Source organism: Caballeronia sp. LZ003 (assembly GCF_031451465.1).
Classification (GTDB): domain Bacteria; phylum Pseudomonadota; class Gammaproteobacteria; order Burkholderiales; family Burkholderiaceae; genus Caballeronia.
The window spans coordinates 42,997-63,486 of record NZ_JARUXJ010000001.1 but is presented as its reverse complement, the minus strand read 5'-3'; the positions used below and the strand labels follow the sequence as shown (position 1 = coordinate 63,486).

Sequence of the window (20,490 nt, the reverse complement as noted above, 5' to 3'; positions counted from 1 at the left end):
GAATCGGCCCGTCACGCATCAAAACGCACCACCACGACGTATTACCCACATCGATATGCCCGAAACGCCACGCGAGGCGCCCGCTCTTACAGCTCACGAAGAAGATCCTGGCTTGCACGCGTTCCTCAACGCGCGCATCCTCATTTGCGTCTTTCTGGGCTTCACGTCCGGACTGCCGCTCTTCACGCTCTACAGCCTGTTGCAGGCGTGGCTCTCGACTGCGGGCGTCAACGTCAAGGAGATCGGCCTCTTCGCACTGATCGGGCTTCCCTATACGTGGAAGTTCGTCTGGTCGCCGTTGATGGACCGCTTCATTCCGCGCTTTCCGGGCTGGCGTCCGGGCCGACGGCGCGGCTGGATGTTCGTCACGCAAGTGCTCGTGATGGTGGCCATCGGCTCCTTCGGGTTCTTTTCGCCCGCGCAGAATCTGTGGGCGGTTGCGGCCATCGCCGCGCTCGTCGCGTTCTTCAGCGCGAGTCAGGATATCGTCATCGATGCCTACCGCCGCGAGCTGCTCGCCGATACCGAGCAAGGTCTCGGCAACGCGGTTCATGTCAACGCGTACAAGGTGGCGGGACTCGTGCCTGGCTCGCTTTCGCTGATTCTCACGAACGTTCTTCCGTGGAAGACCGTGTTTCTGATCACCGCCGCGTTCATGCTGCCGGGCCTCATTATGACGCTCGTGGTCAAGGAGCCGGCCATTCACGGCGCGCCACCCAAGACGTTGCGCGAGGCGATCGTCGAGCCGTTCCACGAGTTCATCACGCGCAACGGCTGGCAATCCGCGCTGCTGGTGCTGGGCTTCATCTTCCTCTACAAGCTCGGCGACACCATGGCGACCGCGCTCGCCACGAAGTTCTTCATCGACGTAGGCTTCACGCTCACGCAGATCGGCGTGATAGCGAAAGCGGTGGCGTTCTGGGCGAGCATCGCGGGTGGCTTGATCGGCGGTATCTGCCTCGTGAAGATCGGCATTGCGCGCGGACTCTGGGTCTTCGGCTTCTTGCAGATCATCGCGACGCTCGGCTTTGCGTGGCTCACGAAAATCGGGCCGTCGCCCGCCGCGCTCGCGGTGCTTTACGGCTTCGAAACGTTCGCGACGGGCCTCACGCTCGCCACATTCACGGCATATATCGCGAGCACGACCGATCCGCGCTACACCGCGACTCAGTTCGCGCTCTTCACGAGCCTCGCCGCCGTGCCACGGACTTTCGCGGCGGCGGGCAGCGGCTTTATCGTGAGTGAAACAGGATGGTTTCCGTACTTCATGGTGTGCGTCGCGCTGTCCATACCCGGCATGCTACTGTTGCCGAAGATCGCGCCATGGAGAACGCCACGATGACGGTATCGATGCCGGCCCGGCCCACGCTTGGCGCGCTCATCTGCGCGCTCATGCTGGCGACGCTCGCGCCCATGTCCGCGCGCGCGCAGGACGAAGAGCGCGCGCCGCCTTACACGGCGCCGAACAGCCAGATCCGCTTCGGCAATTCGGCGTTGTTCCGCAATCTGATTCCACCCGCGACGCTCGAACAGCAGGCGAGCGATGAATATGCACAGATCATTCACGACGCCGAGCGCAACAAGACACTGCTCGGCAATGACAATCCGCTCGTCAAGCGCGTGCGCGATATCGCCACTCACGAGATTCCGTTCGCGCTCAAGTGGAATGACCGCGCGAAGAACTGGAAGTGGGAAATCAACGTCATCAAGTCGCCCGAAGTGCGCATGTACTGTTTGCCGGGCGGCAAGATCGTGGTGTATAGCGGGCTCATCGACAAGCTGCATCTGAACGACAACGAGATCGGCATGATGATCGGCCATGAGATCGCGCACGCGCTGCGCGAACATGCGCGCGAACGGCTCGGGCGGCAGCAGGCGCAGCAGTTGTCGTCGGGTACCATGCCGCAGCTTTTCGGCTTTACCGATTACGGTTCGCAGCCGCTTGGCATCGGCGATCAGTTGCTGGCCATGAAATACGCCCCCGCCGACGAGACCGAAGCGGATGTCATCGGCAGCGAGATCGCTTCGCGCGCAGGTTACGATCCGCGCGCGGCCATCACCTTGTGGAACAAGATCGATACCGCCACGCGACGTTCCGACAACGGTTTCATCTGGATGCATCCGTATGGGCCGGAGCGCCGGCAGGACTTGCTCAAGCGCCTGCCGGACATGATGCCGCTGTATGCCAAAGCGGTGGGAAAGAGCATCGACCAGTTGCCGAATTACGGCGGGTTGGGGCGGTTTAAGAAGGGGGGGCGTTAACCTACTTCTTCCCAATCTTCCAGTTGTAATCGATAGTCAGCGGCGCGTGATCGCTGAATTTGATGTCGCGGAAAATGGAAGTCTTCTTGGCGGTCGCCGCGACTTCCTGCGTCGCGATTTGATAGTCGATACGCCACCCCACGTTCTTCGCGTACGCCTGCCCGCGATTGCTCCACCACGTGTATTGCTCAGCACGCTGGTCGAGCGTGCGAAAGACATCGACGTAACCGACATCGTCGAAAAGCTTCGTGAGCCACTCGCGCTCTTGCGGCAGACAACCCGAGTTCTTCTGGTTGCTCTTCCAGTTCTTGATGTCGATTTCCTTGTGCACGATATTCACGTCACCGCACACGATCACCTCACGCTCTTGCGAAAGCCCGGCGAGATGCGGCATGAATTCGTCCATGAAACGATACTTCGCCTGCTGCCGCTCTTCGCCGCTCGACCCGGACGGGACATACACCGACACCACGGACAGCTTGCCGAAACGCGCTTCCACGTAACGTCCTTCGGGATCGAACTCCGCACTGCCGAAGCCGATCACGACATCGTCCGGCTCGTGACGCGTGTACAAACCCGCGCCGCTATAACCCTTCTTCACCGCGTGCTGGAAATAACCCTTGAAACCGTGCGGCGCGAGAAACTCCGGCGTGAGATCGTCCTGCGAACACTTGATTTCCTGCACGCACACGACGTCCGATTTCTGCTCGCCGAACCAGTCGAAGAAACCTTTCTTGGCCGCCGAACGGATGCCATTCAGATTGGCGGTAATCACCCGAAACATACTTGTCCTCTTTCCTTGTTTATTCGACCTTCACGCCCTTGAGCGATTCCTTGGCGGCCGGAAATTCGAGTTTCATGCCCTGCATCGTGCGCAGCAAAAGCTCCGCGACCATCACGTTGCGATGCGGTTTCGAATCGCCGGGAATGATGTACCACGGCGCGTATTCGGTCGAGGTCGCGCCTAACGCCAGCTCATACGAGCGCTGATATTCGTCCCACAGCTTCCGAGCGTCGAGATCGGAGACATCGAACTTCCAGTGCTTGGTCGGATCGTCGATACGCGCTTGCAAGCGCTCGCGCTGCTCGTCCTTCGAAATATGCAGAAAGCATTTGACGATGGTCGTACCGCTATCCGCGAGCAACGCCTCGAACTCGCGAATATGCCGGTAACGGCGCTCGCATTCGTCATCGTCGATAGACTTCATCACGCGCGGCACGAGCACGTCTTCATAGTGGCTGCGATTGAAGACAGCGAACTCGCCGGCCATTGGCGCCTGCGCGTGCACGCGCCAGAGGAAATCGTGCGAGGCCTCGCGCTCGGAAGGCGCGCGAAACGGCACGATGCGCAAGCCGAGCGGATCGACGTCATGGAACACCGCGCGCACCGTGCCGTCCTTGCCGCTCGTGTCCATGCCTTGCAGCACGAGCAGCACGCGCCGAAGACGCTGTGCGTGCAGCTTCTCCTGCAGGTCGTCGAGCTGCGCGCCGATTGCCGCGAGCCGGTCGCGGTCTTCGTCTTTCGAGCCGTTCGAAAACGGCTTGCCGGATGGATCGATCGAACTCAGATCGAAGGGCTTGAGCTTCTTGTCGTCATCGAAATACGGGACGAGGAAGTCGTCCAGAGACGGTTTCTTTGCCATGTCGCCAACCTTTTGTTCTATCTCGAAACGCCAATGAAAACGGGCCGCTGCCAAGCTAGACGGCAACAGCCCGTTCGTCGTGCTACTTCCAGGCGACCGGTTCTCCGTCGACGCGGAGGACTTCGCCCAAGTGCTCGCTCAGGATAGCTTTTTCTTCAGAAGCTCGTTCACCTGCTGCGGGTTTGCCTTGCCCTTGGTCGCCTTCATTGCCTGGCCGATCAGCGCGTTGAACGCCTTTTCCTTGCCCGCGCGGAATTCTTCCACCGATTTCTGGTTCGCCGCGAGCACCTCGTCGATGATCGCTTCGAGCGCGCCGGTATCGGAAATCTGCTTGAGCCCCTTCGCCTCGATGATGCGGTCCGCCGCGCCCACGTCGGTCGCCTTCTCGTCCCAGATCGCCTGGAAAATGTCCTTCGCGATTTTGTTGGAGATGGTGCCATCCGCAATGCGTTGCAGAAGCAGCGCGAGTTGAGCCGCCGCGACCGGCGACTCGCCGATGTCGAGCGATTCGCGGTTCAGTTGCGCGGAGACGTCGCCCATGAGCCAATTGGCGGCGATCTTCGCCTGCGCCGCGCCCGCCGCCTGCACGACGGCTTCGAAATAGGAAGCCATTGCCTTCGACGACGTGAGCACGCCGGCGTCGTAAGGCGTCAAGCCGTACGTTTCGGCGAAACGCTTCTGCATGTCGGCTGGCAACTCCGGCAGTTCCGACTTCACGCGCGCCACCCAGCTTTCCTCGATAACCAGGGGCATCAAGTCCGGGTCTGGGAAATAGCGGTAGTCGTGCGCGTCTTCCTTGCTGCGCATGGAGCGTGTTTCGCGCTTGTCGGGATCGTAAAGACGCGTCTCTTGCACGACGGTGCCGCCGTCTTCGATCAGTTCGATCTGACGGCGCACTTCATATTGAATCGCTTCTTCGAGGAACCGGAACGAGTTCAGGTTCTTGATCTCCGCGCGCGTGCCGAATTCCTTCTGACCGACCGGGCGCACCGACACGTTGGCATCGCAACGGAACGAGCCTTCCTGCATGTTGCCGTCGCAGATGCCGAGCCACACGACGAGACCATGCAACGCCTTCGCATACGCAACCGCTTCCGCCGCGCTGCGCATTTCCGGCTCGGTGACGATCTCGAGCAGCGGCGTGCCCGCGCGATTCAAATCGATGCCCGTCATGCCCGCGAAGTCTTCGTGCAGCGACTTGCCCGCGTCTTCCTCGAGGTGAGCGCGCGTCAGATTGACGGTCTTCTCGTATGCTTCCTTACCGGCCTTTTCATTGGCCGGAACCTGGATGGTGAGCTGACCGCCCTGCACGACAGGAATCTCGTACTGGCTGATCTGATAGCCCTTCGGCAAATCCGGGTAGAAGTAGTTCTTGCGCGCGAAGACGCTGCGCGGCGCGATATGAGCGCCGATCGACAAGCCGAAGCGAATCGCGCGTTCGACCGCGCCGCGATTCATCACGGGCAGCACGCCCGGCAACGCGAGATCGACGGGACAGGCTTGCGTGTTCGGCGCTGCGCCGAACTGCGTTGCCGCGCCCGAGAAAATCTTGGAAACGGTGGATAACTGCGCATGCGTTTCCAGACCGATGACGACTTCCCACTGCATGCTCATACTCCCGCTGCCGATGGTGCCTTGGCATGCCAGTCGGTCGCGCGCTGGAACGCGTCGGCGACCTGAAGCATCCGGGCTTCGTTGAAATAGTTGCCGACGATCTGCAGACCGACCGGCCGATTCGCATTCGCGCCCGCGCCGAAACCGCACGGCACGCTCATGCCGGGCAGACCCGCGAGGCTTACGGAGAGCGTGTAGATATCGGCGAGATACATCTGCACGGGATCGTCGGCCTTCTCGCCAAGATTCCACGCGACCGACGGCGCGACCGGTCCCATGATGACGTCGCACCGCTTGAACGCTTCCTGGAAATCGCGCGCGATGATGCGGCGAATCTTCTGCGCTTGAAGGTAATACGCGTCGTAGTAGCCATGCGACAACACGTACGTGCCAACCAGAATGCGCCGCTTCACTTCGGGACCGAAGCCTTCCGCGCGCGACTTCTTGTACATGTCGAGCAAGTCCGTGTAGTGCGCCGCGCGATGCCCGTAGCGCACGCCGTCGAAACGCGACAGATTCGACGAGGCCTCCGCCGGCGCAATGATGTAGTACACGGGAATGGAAAGCTCGGTCTTCGGCAACGATACTTCGACGAGCGTCGCGCCGAGCGCTTCGTATTGCTTCAACGCGGCGTCGATGGCGGCGCGCACGTCGTCGGCAAGTCCTGCGCCGAAGTACTCCTTCGGCATGCCGATACGCAAACCGGCGAGCGGCTTTTGCGCATCGCCGCCGTTCCACGTCTGGCCGAGATGGCGCGTGTAGTCTTCGCTGTCGCGGTGCAGGCTGGTGGAGTCGCGTTCGTCGAAGCCGCCCATTGCGTTGAGCAAGAGCGCGCAGTCCGCGGCGGTCTGAGCCATCGGCCCGCCCTGATCCAGCGACGACGCGAACGCGATCATGCCGTAACGCGACACGCGGCCGTAAGTCGGCTTGATGCCGGTGATGCCGGTGAACGACGCGGGCTGGCGAATGGAGCCGCCCGTGTCGGTGCCGGTGGCGGCGGGCGCAAGACGCGCGGCGACGGCAGCGGCCGAGCCGCCCGACGAACCGCCCGGCACGGCCTTCAGGTCCCACGGATTTTTCACCGCGCCGAAGTACGAATTCTCGTTGGACGAACCCATGGCGAACTCGTCCATGTTGGTCTTGCCGAGACAGACCATGCCCGCTTGCTTCAAGCGATCGACGACGGTGGCATCGAACGGGCTCGCGTAGTTTTCGAGCATGTGCGAACCGGCCGTGGATGCCCAGCCGCGCGTCACGAACACGTCCTTATGCGCAATCGGCAAACCGGTGAGCGCGCCCGCCTTTCCTTCCGCGATGAGCGCGTCGGCGGCCTTAGCCTGAGCGAGCGTGAGGTCGCGGTCCATGCCGATGAAGGCGTTCAGATTCTTTGCGGCCTCGATGCGCTGCAGATACGACTGCGCCAGCTCGACCGCGGAGATTTCCTTGGAGTCGAGCGCGGCGCGCAGTTCGGTCAAACTTTTCTGATGCATTGCAGTTCCCTGATGAGCGCGGCGGTGAACGCCGCGCGGGAGTGTCGTTTCGGCGCTGGATACGCCCGACGCGTTACTTGTTCGATTGCGTTATTCGATGACCTTCGGCACCAGATACAGCCCGTCTTGAACGGCTGGCGCACTGCGCTGGAACTCTTCGCGCTCGACGCGCTCTGAAACTGCGTCGTCGCGCAGGCGCAGCGCGACTTCCTCGATCTGTTCGATCGGATGCGCAAGCGGTTCGATGCCGGAGGTATCCACGGCCTGCATCTGTTCGACGAGACCGAAGAAGTCATTCAGGCGCGCGAGCGTGGGTTCTGCCTCGTGTTCGGGCAACTCGAGCCGCGCGAGATGCGCGATACGTTTTACGTCGGTCAGGGTCAAAGACATGAAAATCACCGGAGATAAGCGTGGACTTCTCAATCTCAAAAACACACTGCGCCGCGATCGTTTGCGGCGCGCGTTGCGATCCTGGAAAAAGCGCTAAAAAGCAGACTGGCGACGGCAAAAAGTGCCATCCTTTTCCTATAGATACGCCCAAATTATAAGGTATCATTACACGTTCGACTCACATCTGGATTGACCTGCCAGCGGCTTTCTCCTTGAATCGTTAAATTGCGAGAAACGTTTACGCGACACGTCTCATCCTGCGGTAGATTTCCTCGCGGATTTGCACTTCACGGCGAACCTTCGCCGCCCCGGCAAACCGTTATTTTTTCCGCTGCCGTCCCCGGCGCTCATAGCGACGCACGGCCACCCAGCGAGACAGGATTTTTGAATGTTCGGTTTTTTGCGCAGCTACTTTTCCAACGACCTGGCGATTGACCTCGGCACCGCCAACACGCTGATCTACATGCGCGGCAAGGGCATCGTTCTCGACGAGCCATCGGTCGTTTCAATTCGCCAGGAAGGCGGCCCGAACGGCAAGAAGACCATTCAGGCAGTCGGCAAGGAAGCCAAACAGATGCTCGGCAAAGTGCCGGGCAACATCGAGGCCATCCGCCCGATGAAGGACGGCGTGATCGCCGACTTCACCGTTACCGAGCAGATGATCAAGCAGTTCATCAAGACTGCACATGAATCCCGCATGTTCTCGCCGTCGCCGCGCATCATCATCTGCGTGCCGTGCGGGTCCACGCAAGTCGAGCGGCGCGCCATCAAGGAAGCAGCGCACGGCGCGGGCGCCTCGCAGGTTTATCTCATTGAAGAACCCATGGCCGCTGCCATCGGCGCGGGTCTGCCGGTTTCGGAAGCCACGGGCTCCATGGTCGTCGACATCGGCGGCGGCACCACGGAAGTCGGCGTCATCTCGCTTGGCGGCATCGTGTACAAAGGCTCGGTGCGCGTTGGCGGCGACAAGTTCGATGAAGCCATCGTCAACTACATCCGTCGCAACTACGGCATGTTGATCGGCGAGCAAACGGCTGAAGCCATCAAGAAGGAAATCGGTTCGGCGTTCCCCGGCTCCGAAGTGAAGGAGATGGAAGTCAAGGGCCGCAATCTTTCCGAAGGCATTCCGCGCAGCTTCACCATTTCCAGCAACGAAATTCTCGAAGCGCTGACCGACCCGCTGAATCAGATCGTCTCGTCGGTGAAGATCGCGCTGGAACAAACTCCGCCGGAACTCGGCGCGGATATCGCCGAACGCGGCATGATGCTGACTGGCGGCGGCGCGCTGTTGCGCGATCTCGACCGTCTGCTCGCGGAAGAAACCGGCTTGCCGGTGCTGGTCGCGGAAGATCCGCTGACCTGCGTCGTGCGCGGTTCGGGCATGGCGCTCGAACGCATGGACAAGCTCGGCAGCATCTTCTCCTACGAGTGATACGGCCGTGACCTTCAGACTTCGCTGTTCCACGACCTCACGGTCTTCAACGCACAGTCTGAACGCACCCGCGTAACGCGACGCGCACACGGCCCGGCTCATGTCCGGGCCGTTGTTGAAACAGCGTAGGGCAGGCTCAGCCGAAACCGGCAAACCTGCAGCATCGATCCACCCGCTCACGCCCTCGGCGCCGACCATGGAATACAGTCCGCCGCCACTTTTCAAGCAAGGCCCTTCCGCGCTCGCGCGACTGATCTTCTTTGTGGTGCTCGCCATCGCATTGCTCGTTTCGGATGCGCGGTTCAATACGCTGGAAATTGCGCGCGGCATGCTCGGCGCCGGCCTCTATCCGCTGCAACGCGCGGCGCTCGTGCCACGCGACATCTTCATGGGTGCGGCCGACCTCGCGGTTACGAGCGCCACCTTGCGCAGCGAGAACCGCAAGCTCTCCGACAAGAATCTGGACCTGTCCGTCAAGGCGGGCGATGCCTCTCAGCTTTCGGCTGAGAACGCGCATCTGCGTGCATTGCTGAATCTGCAATCGCGCGCGACGACGCAAACCACGCCCGTCGAAATCCAATACGACACGCGCGATCCTTTCACGCAGAAAGTCGTGATCGGCAAGGGTTCGCAGCAAAACATCCAGGATGGCGCGCCCGTCGTGACAGAAGACGGCGTGATCGGTCAAGTCACGCGCGTGTTTCCGTTGCAATCGGAAGTCACGCTGCTGACGGACAAGGATCAAGCGGTGCCGGTGCAGATCGCGCGCACGGGTTTGCGCAGCGTGATTTACGGCACGCCGAAAGGCGACACACTCGACCTGCGCTTCGTGCCGATCAGCGCCGACGTCCAAGCTGGCGACGAGCTCGTGACGAGCGGTCTCGATGGCATCTATCCGCCGGGACTCGCGGTGGCCAAAGTGTTGCGCGTCGACAAGCAGGCGGATACGGCATTCGCGCGCGTCGTCTGCGTGCCTATTGCCGCTGTTCGCGGCGCGCGTCAGTTGCTCGTACTGCATTACAACGTGAACGTGCCGCCGAATCCGATCGAAGTCGAAGCCGCCGCCGCTGCAAAGGAAGCGAAAGAGAACAAGGGCAAGAAGAAGCCTATCGCGAAGGCCACGGTCTCCACCGAGGGTGCAAGCGGCGCATCGGCGACGTCGGCCGCGTCGGCTGCCGCTCCGGTATCCGCTCCCGCTGCCGTGGAAAAGCCCGGCGCGAAACCTGCCGCGCCGAAAGCCGGCTCGGCCGCTACCGCCCGGCCATCGCGAAAAGCGCATATGCCTAAGCCCGCATCCGCGAGGGCCGCGCAATGAACCGCCCGCAATACATTCTTCAGCCGGTCAATCCGTACTTCATCACCTTCAGCCTCGCTGCAGCGTTTCTGCTGAATCTGGTGCCTTGGGGCCGGCTTATCGGCATACCGGATTTCGTCGCGCTCGTGCTGCTGTTCTGGAACGTCCATCAACCGCGCAAGGTGGGCATGGGCATCGCGTTTCTGCTTGGGCTGTTGATGGACGTGCATAACGCGAATTTGCTCGGCGAACATGCGCTGGCTTATACCTTGTTGTCTTATGGCGCGATTACCATTCACAGGCGTGTCCTGTGGATGTCCCTGCCTGTACAAACCTTCGTCGTCGCGCCGCTTCTGGTGGGCGCGCATCTCGTGCCGTTCGTGATCCGCCTGATGACGGGCGCCGCGTTTCCCGGCTGGAGTTATCTCGTCAACGGATTTGTCGAAGCCGCGCTCTGGCCGATCACGAGTTTTCTTTTGCTGATACCGCAACGACGCGCCGCCGATCCCGACGATACGCGCCCGATCTGAGCGCCACCGCGCGCGTGCCGCCCCCGATGCGAACGCGCGCGGACTACACTTGAATCGCGACCCACCGCGAAAGCTGCATGACCGAAATAAAGAACACCGAGCAACAGTTGTCCAGATTCCGCCTGCGCGTCGCGGCGGCGGGAATGTTCGTGTTCGTCTGCTTCGGTTTGATCGGCCTGCGTTTCCTCTATTTGCAGGTCTGGAACTTCAGCAAATACTCGTTGCAGGCAAACGAGAACCGCATCTCCGTGGCGCCGATCGTGCCGAACCGCGGCATCATCACCGATCGCAACGGCGTGGTGCTGGCGAAGAACTATTCCGCTTACACGCTCGAAATCACGCCGTCCAAGATCACCGCGTCGCTCGACGACACCATCGACGCACTCTCGCAAGTCATTCCTATCGATTCACGCGATCGCCGGCGTTTCAAGAAGCTGCTGGAAGACTCGAAGAACTTCGAAAGCCTGCCAATCCGCACGCGTCTCACCGACGACGAAGTCGCCAAGTTCACCGCGCAGCATTACCGCTTTCCGGGCGTCGAAGTGCGCGCGCGGCTCTTCCGGCAATATCCGCTCGGCATGACGGCCGCGCACGTCATCGGCTATATCGGGCGAATTTCGCAGCGCGATCAGGAGCGTATCGACGACGCGAGCGACGCCAACGACGAAGCCTCCGATCACTACGATCCGCGTCTCGACGCCAACAACTACAAGGGCACGGATTACGTCGGCAAGATCGGGGTCGAGCAGAGTTACGAAACCGAGCTGCATGGTCTGACAGGTTTCGAGGAAGTCGAAGTCACGGCGGGCGGCCGCCCGGTCCGCACGATGTCGCGCACGCAGGCGACGCCCGGCAACAACCTCGTGCTGTCGCTCGATATCGGGCTGCAGCAGGTCGCCGAGCAAGCATTCGCGGGCAAGCGCGGCGCGCTCGTGGCTATCGAGCCATCGACGGGCGACGTGCTCGCGTTCGTGTCCGCGCCGAGCTTCGATCCGAATTCCTTCGTAGATGGCATCGATCAGCAGACGTGGGACGCGCTCAACAACTCGCCCGATCATCCGTTGCTGAATCGTCCGCTGCATGGCACGTATCCGCCGGGCTCGACCTATAAGCCGTTCATGGCGCTCGCCGCGCTCACGCTGCACAAGCGCACGCCCGGCTGGGGCTTTCAGGACCCCGGGTTCTTCACGTTCGGCGGTCACACGTTCCGCAACGACGTGCGCTCGGGTCAGGGCTGGGTGGACATGAATCGCGCGATCGTCGTGTCGAATGACACGTACTTCTACATGCTCGCGCGCGACCTCGGCGTGAACGCGATGGCCGGCTTCATGAAGCCGTGGGGATTCGGCCAAATTACCGGGATCGACATTTCGGGTGAGGCGCGCGGCATTCTTCCGTCGACGGAATGGAAGCGCAAGGCGTATCGCAAGCCGGAGCAGCAACGCTGGTACGAAGGCGAAACGATCAGCCTTGGCATCGGGCAGGGCTACAACTCGTTCACCATCCTGCAACTCGCGCACGCCACGGCGACGCTTGCCAATAACGGCGTCGTGATGAAGCCGCACCTGGTGCGCGACATCGAGAATCCGCTGACGAAGGCCATGCGCGTCGTGGTGCGCGACCCGAGCGACAAGATTCCCGTGCGCCAGCAAGACGTCGACTTCATCAAGCGCGCAATGGAAGGCGTCATCACGAACGGTACGGCCGCGAAGCTCTTCGTGGGCGCGCCTTATCAGGCAGCGGGCAAGACCGGAACCGCGCAGGTTTACTCGCTGCAGGGCGCGAACTATCACGGTCACGCGACGGCAGAGCATTTGCGCGACCACGCGTTGTTCATCGCGTTTGCGCCGGCCGAGCAGCCGAAGATCGCGCTTGCGCTGATCGTCGAAAACGGCGGCTGGGGCGCGGAATCGGCGGGGCCGGTCGCGCGCAAGGTGCTCGACTATTATCTGGTCGATCGCCTGAAGCCTGGCGCCGAGGCGGCCGCGATCGAAGCCGCCGCATCCGCGACCACGGACGCCGGCCTGCCGATGATCGGCGGCACGCAATCGCCCGTCGCGGCGGCGCTGCCGGCCTCGGTAGTGAACGCGTCGCCGGCGTTCTCGCCGCTGGCGGCATCGAATCCGGCGGTGGCTCGGGCTGCATCGGCGCCGGCGTTGCCTGCATCATCGCCGAAAGCAGCGAACGCGCGCATCGCTTCGGCGCCAGCGGCGGCGTCTGCAGCACGGGCCGCGAATGCGCGCGTCGCTTCGGCGCCTGCCGCGGCGTTGCCCGCGTCCGCGCCGGGCCGCAAGCCCGCGCCGAACAAACGACCCGCCGAGCCCACGCCGACGATGGTCCGCAGCAACCCGAACGACGCCGTGCGCACGCTGGCGCCGTCCGGCGGTATCGACGAATAAAGGATGACCGGCATGCAACTCACCTTCGACAAGCACGTCTGGAAAGAGCACGCAAAGCGCATGTTCGCGGGCTTCGACAAGCCGCTCGCGCTGATCGTCTTCTTGTTGCTGTGCGTGGGAATCGTGACCCTGTATAGCGCGAGTATCGACATGCCGGGCCGCGTGGAAGACCAACTGCGCAACATCATGCTGACCTTCGGGTTGATGTGGGTGCTCGCCAATATCCCGCCGCAAACGCTGATGCGCTTCGCCGTCCCGCTGTACACCGTCGGCGTGGCGCTGCTGATAGCGGTCGCGGCGTTCGGGCTCACGCGCAAGGGTGCAAAACGCTGGCTCAATGTCGGCGTGGTGATCCAGCCGTCGGAGATCATGAAGATAGCGATGCCGCTCATGCTCGCGTGGTATTACCAGCGGCGTGAAGGCAACATTCGCTGGTGGGATTACGTTGCCGGGTTCGTCATTCTGCTGCTGCCCGTTGCGCTGATCGCCAAGCAGCCGGACCTCGGGACGGCAGTGCTCGTGTTCGCGGCGGGCATGTTCGTGATCTATTTCGCGGGACTCAGTTTCAAGCTGATCGTGCCGGTGCTCGCGGCGGCCGTGGTCGTCATCGCGTGCGTGGCGGTGTTCCAGAACCGCATCTGCCAGCCCGAAGTGAATTGGCCGATGATGCACGACTATCAAAAGCATCGTATCTGCACGCTGCTCGATCCGACTTCAGACCCGCTCGGCAAAGGCTTTCACACCATTCAGGCGGTGATTGCCATCGGCTCCGGCGGCACGCTCGGCAAGGGCTGGCTGAAGGGCACGCAGGCGCACCTGGAATTCATCCCCGAAAAGCACACGGACTTCATCTTCGCGGTGTTCGCCGAGGAATTCGGCCTCGCGGGCGGGCTCGTGCTGCTCTTTCTCTATATGGCGCTGATCGCGCGCGGACTGTTCATCGCGGCAAACGGCGCCACCTTCTTCGGGCGATTATTGGCCGGTTCGCTCACGCTCGCGTTCTTCACCTACGCGTTCGTCAATATCGGCATGGTGAGCGGAATTCTGCCCGTGGTCGGCGTGCCGTTGCCGTTCATGAGTTACGGCGGGACGGCGCTCACCACGCTCGGCGTCGCTGTTGGACTCATCATGAGCGTCGCGCGACAGAAGCGATTGATGCAAGGCTAGCCTCAAATCCCGTGTCCCGAAAAAGCCGCAGTGTCATGTTCACTGCGGCTTTTGCTTTTCCAGCTCCGCGCTCAGTTGCAGGTACTTGAGCTTCGCCGCCGGATCGCCTTGCGCGGCCGCCGCCGCGTAATAAGCACGCGCGACGTTGAGATTGCGCTCGACGCCATCGCCGCCACGTTCGTAGAACGATCCCGCCACGTATTGCGCGGTCATGTCGCCGCCTTCCGCCGCCTTCTTGTACCAGGTGAATGCCTGCTCGTTGTCGCGCGTGGTGCCGCGTCCATCGAGGAACTGGTTGGCGAGCGCGAGTTCCGCCTGCACGTGTCCCTGACTCGCGGCGCGCAAGAACCAGCGATGCGCTTCCGCCGGGTCCTTGTCCACGAACTGGCCGTCGTCGTACATCTTGCCGTACACGAACTGCGCGTGAGACATGTTGGCGTCGGCGGCGCTACGCAACCACTTCTTGCCTTCGGGGACATTGGCGGGACCGCCTTCGCCGTTCAGCAGCATCATCGCGTAATTGAATTCGGCGAGGCGGCTGCCCTTTTGCGCGGCGCGACGGAACTGCGAACGCGCTGAGACGAGATTGCCCGCGTTGTAATCGGCGACGGCGTTTTGCGTCGCGAGGTCCGTCGGCTTTGGCATCGTCTGCGACTGCGCGTTGGCCGCGAACGCCGCGCCGAACATCAGACAGGCCGCAGCGATGCCGCCACGCCAAGCCGTGTTCATGCTCTCGCCTCCTGCAAAGCCTGGCGCGTCGCCTTCAGGAGCCACATGACATCGGCGGCGAGCGCGATCAGGTTGATGCCGGCTTGCGCATATTGCCGCGCGCCAGCGACATCGATCGCGAAAATGCCGCTCGCGATGCCCGCGCGCTTCGCGGCTGCCGCAACCTTGTCGATGGCTGCCTGCACATCCGGGTGCTTCATGTCGCCGAGATGGCCGAGGCTTGCCGCGAGATCCGCGGGCCCGATGAAGAGGCAGTCTATGCCCGGCGTCGCCGCGATCTCGTCGACGGCTTCGAGCGCCGCCACCGATTCGATCTGCACGATGGTCGCGATCTGCGCGTTCGCGCCCGTCACGTAGTCGCGCCGCATGCCGTACGCAGCCGCGCGCACCATGCCCGCGACGCCGCGCAAGCCGTCGAGCTGGGCTTCGGTCGGATACTGCGTGAGCTGCACGATGCGCGCGGCATCCTCGGCCGATTGCACGTTGGGGAACATCAGCGTGCGCGCGCCCGCGTCGAGCACGCGCTTGACGAGCCAGCCATCGGAGAACGGCACGCGCACGATCGGCTCGCTCGGCAGATGCGCCGCCGCGATCGCGCGCAATTGATCGACGACGTCGCGGCTATCGTTCGGCGAGTGCTCCATGTCGATACACAGCCAGTCGAAGCCCGCGTGCGCGAGCGCTTCGGCGGCATCGGCGCTGCCGAGCGACAGCCACAGGCCGAAGAGCGCGCCGGGTTCGGCGAGACGTTGCTTGAGGGGATTCGTGAAGGTGCTCATTGCGCGGCTCCTGGAAGTTGGGCGCGCTTCGAGAAGCGGAAAAACGGCGGAAGGAATGACGGCATTACTCGCGCTCCGTTTGTGTCGCCGCGGAAGACGGGCGATTCAACGAGCGATGATACCGTGACGGCGACGCAGGCGTGGGCCGCGCCGGATGCGTCAGGCGTGTTCCACGTCGGCCCAACAATTGGGCGTTTCGTACAAGCGAAGGCGCTTGAGCTTGAGATTGACGCCGTAATGCGCGTCGTAGACTTCCGCGAGAATCTTGAACGCGACCGCCGCCATATTCTCGACCGTCGGAATGCGGTCGAACACGACGGTCTTGTGATCGGCCATCGACTGCAAGAAATCGCGTACTTTCACGTCGCCTTCGTAGACGATGAAAGCGTGATCCCACTTGTTGACGAGATGCTCCATGGCGAGCGACTTTACATCCGCGAAGTCCATGACCATGCCGCGATCGGGCGCGCCTTCGACATCCACGAGATCGCCTTGCAGCGTGATTTCGAGCACGTAACGATGCCCGTGCAAATTGCGGCACTGACTGCGGTGATCGGGGATGCGGTGGCCCGCATCGAATTCGAGTTTTCGGGTAATCGTCTGCACGTCGGCGGGACCGTCTGTCAGGGAATGTTCAAATATTTATGCGTCTGCATCGACAGCCGCCACTTGGGATGCCGCTTGCACCAGTCGACCGCGAGCTTCGTGTTGATGTCGCGCGACGGGCCGTCCATTGGCTGGACGAGGAAGTACTCGAAATCGAGCTTTTCGTAATCGGCGAGGCGCTGGTTGTCCTGCGGCACGACGACCTTCAGCTCATGGCCCTTGGTCACGACGAGCGGTGCGTCGGCTTTCGGACTCACGCAAATCCAGTCGATGCTGTCGAGTACCGGCAGCGAGCCATTCGTTTCGATAGCCATTTCGAAGCCGGCGCCGTGAAGGGCATCGACGAAAGGCTGGTCGATTTGCAGCATCGGTTCGCCGCCCGTGCAGACGACGAACTTGTTCGCCTCGCCTTCGGGCCAGAGCGAGGCGATCATCGCGACGAGTTCGGCGGGCGTGCGGTATTTGCCGCCGTTCTCGCCATCGGTGCCGACGAAGTCGGTATCGCAGAACTGGCAGACGGCTTCAGCGCGATCCTGCTCGCGACCCGACCACAGATTGCAGCCGGCAAAGCGGCAAAACACGGCCGGACGCCCTGCGTTCGCGCCCTCGCCTTGCAACGTGTAGAAGATTTCCTTCACTGCGTACGTCATGACTGCTCTGTGATCAATTGAAGTTCAAACCGGCGCGATAGTGACTTGCTCGCCCGCGCGGTATGCCTCGTAACCGCGTTTGCGCAGCTTGCACGCCGGGCACTGGCCGCAGCCGAAGCCCCAATCGTGTAGCTCGGCGCGCTCGCCTACATAGCACGTGTGCGTTTCGACGCGGATCAATTCGACGAGCGCGTCGCCGCCGAGCGTTTCAGCCAGACGCCACGTGTCGGCCTTGTCGAGCCACATCAGCGGCGTTTCCAGCGCGTAACGCGTCTCCATGCCGAGATTGAGCGCCACTTGCAGCGCTTTCATGGTGTCGTCACGGCAATCGGGATAACCGGAGAAATCCGTCTCGCACATGCCGCCGACGAGAACTTTTAATCCGCGCCGATACGCCACCGCCGCCGCGATCGTCATGAACAACAGATTGCGTCCGGGCACGAAGGTGTTCGGCAGGCCGCTTGCGGTCGACTGAATCTCGATTTCGCGTGTCATCGCGGTATCGCTGATGGCGCCGAGAACCGATAGATCGATTGTGTGGTCTTCGCCGAGCCGCTCAGCCCAATGCGGAAAATCGCGCAGCACGGCGGCGCGAAAACCGTCACGACACTCGAGTTCGACGCGATGCCGCTGACCATAGTCGAAACCCAGCGTCTCGACGGTGTTATAGCGTTCGAGCGCCCAGGCAAGGCATGTGGCCGAGTCCTGTCCGCCGGAAAACAGCACGAGCGCGCTGTCCTTAGCGTCTGTACGAGTCACCGTGAAACTCCGTGTTTGAGATTGGCCTGCGGGCCATGTCGCCGGTCGGTAAGAGAGACATGCTTTTACCCCGACGTTTCAGTATAGGCCGACGACCCTTTCCCCACGTGCGGCGACTCTTATGTCCCATATACGAAGGCGTCGCCAGAATTGGCACGCTTTTGACCGGCCGCACCTGTGAGCCACAACGTCGAAAAACAAAAAGGACCTGCGGTCCGAGGACAGGCAAGTCCTTAATTCGATGCGGATTTTATCACGCAGCGCGATTGTTTGCCGATCGTTAGGCTGGCTGCGTCGAGCGAAGAGTCACCCAAAACGCTTCGAAGATTCAGCACGGATTATCGGTAAGAGCCGGCGATACGCACCGAACTCTGGTTGCGGGAGACATACCACCACGCGGCTGAAGGTCATTCTTCTATAAGGAAACGCCGTCACTTGAATGGATCATCTTTTCCACACACGCGATCGTGGATGACCTCCCGGTTATTCGTCGCAACTGCGTGCGACACACTCTAATTCGGAAATATATACTTATTGGCCAAAATGAAATCGGCAAAACTGTCTATAAAAGCTAAAGGTCCGCGCCGAGGAGCCGTAATTCTAGGTAATCGTCTAGAAAGACGGTTTGCGTTAAGTAACAAGTTCCGCTTCACCAGAATTCGCGCCTGAAGGCGAATTCAACGCGCAAACGTTTAAACGCAGCAAGCGCGTGGCTTTTTCTTCGTGCCGGTCCATAGGTTAATACGCCGCAATCGCTCCAGGCGCTCGAAACGTGTGGACGACCGGCGCTGGTCCGGCTGTCTGGCAGCGTCCGGCATTGCCGTTGGACTGACCTGCCCACCCTTCGGGGCAATTTCATTCGGCATCCGAATGAACTCGCTCCCGGCACCCATCCGCAGGGTTAAGCGGGACGCAGGTCCGTAACCGATTTGCCGATTCACTTCCGGCGCTTTGGTCAACGCACTCATTTTCTTAGCCGACGCACAACACATCATTAGTAACACTAACTAATAATATGAAGAATTCGACCCATACCCCTGCCCGTTTCGCCTTCACCGCTCCCAAGGCAAGTTTGATTGCCGCCACGATCGTCGCCAGCGTGCTGCTCACCGCGTGCGGCGGAGCCGGCAACGACGCCTTCGACCTCGCATCGACCGCGGAAGCTTCGAAGCGCAACACATCGGCATTCGTCGTGACGGCGCCGACGGTCAACGCAACCGCGACCGGCACCGTGACCGTGAAAGGCACGACCGGATCGAAATGGACCACGGTTTCTGTCGTCGACATGACGACGGGCAACAAGGTAGCGCGCGATGCCGTGCCCGCAAGCGGCGCATTCTCGACGACCGTCGATACCACGCGTCAGGTCAACGGCGTGCATACGTGGCAGATCACGGCGGCGAATGCATCGAACAGCGTGCGCTCGGTGCAAAACGTCAGCGTGACGGTGTCGAACACGAAGGCCACGACGCCTGCCACGCCGACCACCACCAAGATCTTCTACGGCGCGAACGGCCACAATAACGAAGGCGGCGCATACGACATTTCCAGCCCCGCGCTGCAACTGTCGCAACTGCAGGATCTCGGCGTGAAGCTGTACCGCAACGAGGTCTATAGCCAGGCTGCGGCGACCAAGCTCGCGGGCATTGCGAAGACGATGGCGGCAGGCGGCGTGACCGTGTATCCGGTGATGCTGATGGGTATCGACTTCAACAGCGAAACCGATGCTTATAACGCAGGCTTCGCGCTCGGCCAGCAAACGGCCGCCGCGAACAAGTATCCGTACTATGAAGTCAGCAACGAACTCGAAGCGGACTGCCTCACGGGCAACGTGGATGGCGTCTATCCCCAGCACTTCGACAACAAGAAGTTCCAGATTGCGCGTGGCGTGATCCGCGGCATGATCGCCGGCGTGAAGTCGGTGGATACGGCGGGCAAGATCATCATGGGCGGCGGCGCATGGATGCACTACGGCTTCGACCAGATGCTCGCGGCCGGCACGCAGCCGGACGGCACGACGGGTCACCCTGTTGTGAGCTGGGACGTCACCGCATGGCACTGGTACTCGGACCAGGGCGACATCACGAACGCATGCGGCGGCACGGGCTGCCACGACATCCTCGCGACGCTGCAGGCAATGGGCAAGCCGATCTGGATCAACGAATTCGGCGTGCGTCCGAACATGGGCACGGATCAACAGATCGCGTCGTACCTCGTTGGCAACAAGATGATGGCGCAGTTCGTCTCGGTGGCGACGAAGTACAACATCCAGGCTATCCAGACGTACGAACTGTACGACGATCCGGCGGGCGGCGAAGGTGCTTACGGTCTGATTAAGAACGACGGCAAGACGGTGAAGGCGGCTTACACGGCATTCAAGAACTTCGTCACGGCAAACCCGAAGTAAAGATGTTCTTCCAAGCGGCTCGCAGTCGGGGCCGCAAGAAGCAAAAAAAAACGGACAGGCAAATCAAACGCCTGTCCGCTTTTTTCGCTTGTTTCGTGCAGATACCGAGCCTGACAAAAGCCCGGCCGCAAAAGAAAAAGCCCGAGAGTGATGACACTCTCGGGCTTCTTAATTCTGGTGGCCTGGGACGGAATCGAACCATCGACACGCGGATTTTCAATCCGCTGCTCTACCAACTGAGCTACCGGGCCATCGGAGAAGTGAGACTATATCAGAGTGATGCACGAGGCTCAAGCCTTGAGCCGAATTTTTCTCTAATTCGACGCAATCGGCTCGATG

Annotated in this window: 18 protein-coding genes and 1 tRNA gene; 8 read left to right on the top strand and 11 right to left on the bottom strand. The window is 61.5% G+C overall.

The features are described from left to right. Nucleotides 1–55: 55 nt before the first annotated feature. Together QCE79_RS00320 and QCE79_RS00315 are read left to right on the top strand one after the other, a co-directional pair. The gene (locus tag QCE79_RS00320; protein WP_250462597.1) at nt 56–1,342 is read left to right on the top strand and encodes an AmpG family muropeptide MFS transporter; all 1,287 of its coding nucleotides are present in this window, start codon (nt 56–58) and stop codon (nt 1,340–1,342) included. Then, entirely contained in the window at nt 1,324–2,262 is a 939-nt protein-coding gene (locus QCE79_RS00315) for a M48 family metallopeptidase (protein WP_309841074.1), read from the top strand. Before QCE79_RS00320 ends, QCE79_RS00315 begins: the two co-directional genes overlap by 19 nt. 1 nt (nt 2,263) lies before the next feature. Here the strand turns inward: QCE79_RS00315 and QCE79_RS00310 are convergent, their stop codons facing one another. The 5 genes from QCE79_RS00310 to gatC form a co-directional block, all read right to left on the bottom strand. Beyond that, a complete protein-coding gene (locus QCE79_RS00310) occupies nt 2,264–3,046 on the bottom strand; it encodes an exodeoxyribonuclease III (protein ID WP_244826749.1) in 783 nt (260 codons plus the stop codon). A 19-nt stretch (nt 3,047–3,065) separates the two neighbouring features. Continuing rightward, nucleotides 3,066–3,905: a PPK2 family polyphosphate kinase gene (locus QCE79_RS00305; protein WP_250462594.1), complete on the bottom strand. Its 840-nt coding sequence runs from the start codon at nt 3,903–3,905 to the stop codon at nt 3,066–3,068. 138 nt (nt 3,906–4,043) lie between these two features. Continuing rightward, nucleotides 4,044–5,519, bottom strand: coding sequence for an Asp-tRNA(Asn)/Glu-tRNA(Gln) amidotransferase subunit GatB (gatB, locus tag QCE79_RS00300; protein WP_250525272.1), 1,476 nt, complete (start codon nt 5,517–5,519; stop codon nt 4,044–4,046). After that, complete coding sequence (gene gatA, locus QCE79_RS00295; protein WP_309841071.1) at nt 5,516–7,009, bottom strand: Asp-tRNA(Asn)/Glu-tRNA(Gln) amidotransferase subunit GatA; 1,494 nt, start codon at nt 7,007–7,009, stop codon at nt 5,516–5,518. Before gatA ends, gatB begins: the two co-directional genes overlap by 4 nt. Before the next feature lie 90 nt (nt 7,010–7,099). Beyond that, nucleotides 7,100–7,399: an Asp-tRNA(Asn)/Glu-tRNA(Gln) amidotransferase subunit GatC gene (gene gatC, locus QCE79_RS00290; RefSeq protein ID WP_244826745.1), complete on the bottom strand. Its 300-nt coding sequence runs from the start codon at nt 7,397–7,399 to the stop codon at nt 7,100–7,102. A 388-nt stretch (nt 7,400–7,787) separates the two neighbouring features. Here gatC and QCE79_RS00285 point away from each other — a divergent pair, with 388 nt between their 5' ends. The 5 genes from QCE79_RS00285 to rodA all read left to right on the top strand — a co-directional run bounded on the left by QCE79_RS00285 (nt 7,788) and on the right by rodA (nt 14,221). Then, nucleotides 7,788–8,831, top strand: a complete 1,044-nt coding sequence (locus QCE79_RS00285) for a rod shape-determining protein (RefSeq protein WP_004189550.1) — start codon at nt 7,788–7,790, stop codon at nt 8,829–8,831. A gap of 196 nt (nt 8,832–9,027) precedes the next feature. Then, nucleotides 9,028–10,146, top strand: a complete 1,119-nt coding sequence (mreC, locus tag QCE79_RS00280; protein ID WP_309841069.1) for a rod shape-determining protein MreC — start codon at nt 9,028–9,030, stop codon at nt 10,144–10,146. Next, nucleotides 10,143–10,655, top strand: a complete 513-nt coding sequence (gene mreD, locus QCE79_RS00275) for a rod shape-determining protein MreD (protein ID WP_309841067.1) — start codon at nt 10,143–10,145, stop codon at nt 10,653–10,655. Before mreC ends, mreD begins: the two co-directional genes overlap by 4 nt. 77 nt (nt 10,656–10,732) lie before the next feature. Continuing rightward, a complete protein-coding gene (gene mrdA, locus QCE79_RS00270; RefSeq protein WP_250508444.1) occupies nt 10,733–13,054 on the top strand; it encodes a penicillin-binding protein 2 in 2,322 nt (773 codons plus the stop codon). A 12-nt stretch (nt 13,055–13,066) separates the two neighbouring features. Further along, nucleotides 13,067–14,221, top strand: a complete 1,155-nt coding sequence (rodA, locus tag QCE79_RS00265) for a rod shape-determining protein RodA (RefSeq protein WP_244826741.1) — start codon at nt 13,067–13,069, stop codon at nt 14,219–14,221. 39 nt (nt 14,222–14,260) lie between these two features. Here rodA and QCE79_RS00260 read toward each other — a convergent pair whose 3' ends face one another. The 5 genes from QCE79_RS00260 to queC all read right to left on the bottom strand — a co-directional run bounded on the left by QCE79_RS00260 (nt 14,261) and on the right by queC (nt 17,744). Then, nucleotides 14,261–14,950, bottom strand: coding sequence for a tetratricopeptide repeat protein (locus QCE79_RS00260; protein ID WP_244826740.1), 690 nt, complete (start codon nt 14,948–14,950; stop codon nt 14,261–14,263). Continuing rightward, the gene (locus tag QCE79_RS00255; RefSeq protein ID WP_244826739.1) at nt 14,947–15,729 is read right to left on the bottom strand and encodes an HpcH/HpaI aldolase/citrate lyase family protein; all 783 of its coding nucleotides are present in this window, start codon (nt 15,727–15,729) and stop codon (nt 14,947–14,949) included. Before QCE79_RS00255 ends, QCE79_RS00260 begins: the two co-directional genes overlap by 4 nt. A gap of 159 nt (nt 15,730–15,888) precedes the next feature. After that, nucleotides 15,889–16,335: a 6-carboxytetrahydropterin synthase QueD gene (gene queD, locus QCE79_RS00250; RefSeq protein ID WP_244826738.1), complete on the bottom strand. Its 447-nt coding sequence runs from the start codon at nt 16,333–16,335 to the stop codon at nt 15,889–15,891. A 17-nt stretch (nt 16,336–16,352) separates the two neighbouring features. Then, nucleotides 16,353–16,985, bottom strand: a complete 633-nt coding sequence (queE, locus tag QCE79_RS00245) for a 7-carboxy-7-deazaguanine synthase (protein WP_244826737.1) — start codon at nt 16,983–16,985, stop codon at nt 16,353–16,355. Between the two features lie 24 nt (nt 16,986–17,009). Next, complete coding sequence (gene queC, locus QCE79_RS00240) at nt 17,010–17,744, bottom strand: 7-cyano-7-deazaguanine synthase QueC (RefSeq protein WP_309841058.1); 735 nt, start codon at nt 17,742–17,744, stop codon at nt 17,010–17,012. Nucleotides 17,745–19,239: 1,495 nt separating this feature from the next. Here queC and QCE79_RS00235 point away from each other — a divergent pair. Continuing rightward, nucleotides 19,240–20,151 (top strand): lipopolysaccharide biosynthesis protein, encoded by a 912-nt coding sequence (locus QCE79_RS00235; RefSeq protein WP_250508730.1) that lies wholly within the window; start codon nt 19,240–19,242, stop codon nt 20,149–20,151. A gap of 175 nt (nt 20,152–20,326) precedes the next feature. Here the strand turns inward: QCE79_RS00235 and QCE79_RS00230 are convergent. After that, a tRNA-Phe gene (locus QCE79_RS00230) sits at nt 20,327–20,402 on the bottom strand. Between the last annotated feature and the right edge of the window lie 88 nt (nt 20,403–20,490).

Coding starts and splice junctions, on each gene's coding strand:
- QCE79_RS00320 (WP_250462597.1), top strand. CDS start 56: ATGCCCGAAACGCCACGCGAGGCGCCCGCTCTTACAGCTCACGAAGAA.
- QCE79_RS00315 (WP_309841074.1), top strand. CDS start 1,324: ATGGAGAACGCCACGATGACGGTATCGATGCCGGCCCGGCCCACGCTT.
- QCE79_RS00310 (WP_244826749.1), bottom strand. CDS start 3,046: ATGTTTCGGGTGATTACCGCCAATCTGAATGGCATCCGTTCGGCGGCC.
- QCE79_RS00305 (WP_250462594.1), bottom strand. CDS start 3,905: ATGGCAAAGAAACCGTCTCTGGACGACTTCCTCGTCCCGTATTTCGAT.
- gatB (WP_250525272.1), bottom strand. CDS start 5,519: ATGAGCATGCAGTGGGAAGTCGTCATCGGTCTGGAAACGCATGCGCAG.
- gatA (WP_309841071.1), bottom strand. CDS start 7,009: ATGCATCAGAAAAGTTTGACCGAACTGCGCGCCGCGCTCGACTCCAAG.
- gatC (WP_244826745.1), bottom strand. CDS start 7,399: ATGTCTTTGACCCTGACCGACGTAAAACGTATCGCGCATCTCGCGCGG.
- QCE79_RS00285 (WP_004189550.1), top strand. CDS start 7,788: ATGTTCGGTTTTTTGCGCAGCTACTTTTCCAACGACCTGGCGATTGAC.
- mreC (WP_309841069.1), top strand. CDS start 9,028: ATGGAATACAGTCCGCCGCCACTTTTCAAGCAAGGCCCTTCCGCGCTC.
- mreD (WP_309841067.1), top strand. CDS start 10,143: ATGAACCGCCCGCAATACATTCTTCAGCCGGTCAATCCGTACTTCATC.
- mrdA (WP_250508444.1), top strand. CDS start 10,733: ATGACCGAAATAAAGAACACCGAGCAACAGTTGTCCAGATTCCGCCTG.
- rodA (WP_244826741.1), top strand. CDS start 13,067: ATGCAACTCACCTTCGACAAGCACGTCTGGAAAGAGCACGCAAAGCGC.
- QCE79_RS00260 (WP_244826740.1), bottom strand. CDS start 14,950: ATGAACACGGCTTGGCGTGGCGGCATCGCTGCGGCCTGTCTGATGTTC.
- QCE79_RS00255 (WP_244826739.1), bottom strand. CDS start 15,729: ATGAGCACCTTCACGAATCCCCTCAAGCAACGTCTCGCCGAACCCGGC.
- queE (WP_244826737.1), bottom strand. CDS start 16,985: ATGACGTACGCAGTGAAGGAAATCTTCTACACGTTGCAAGGCGAGGGC.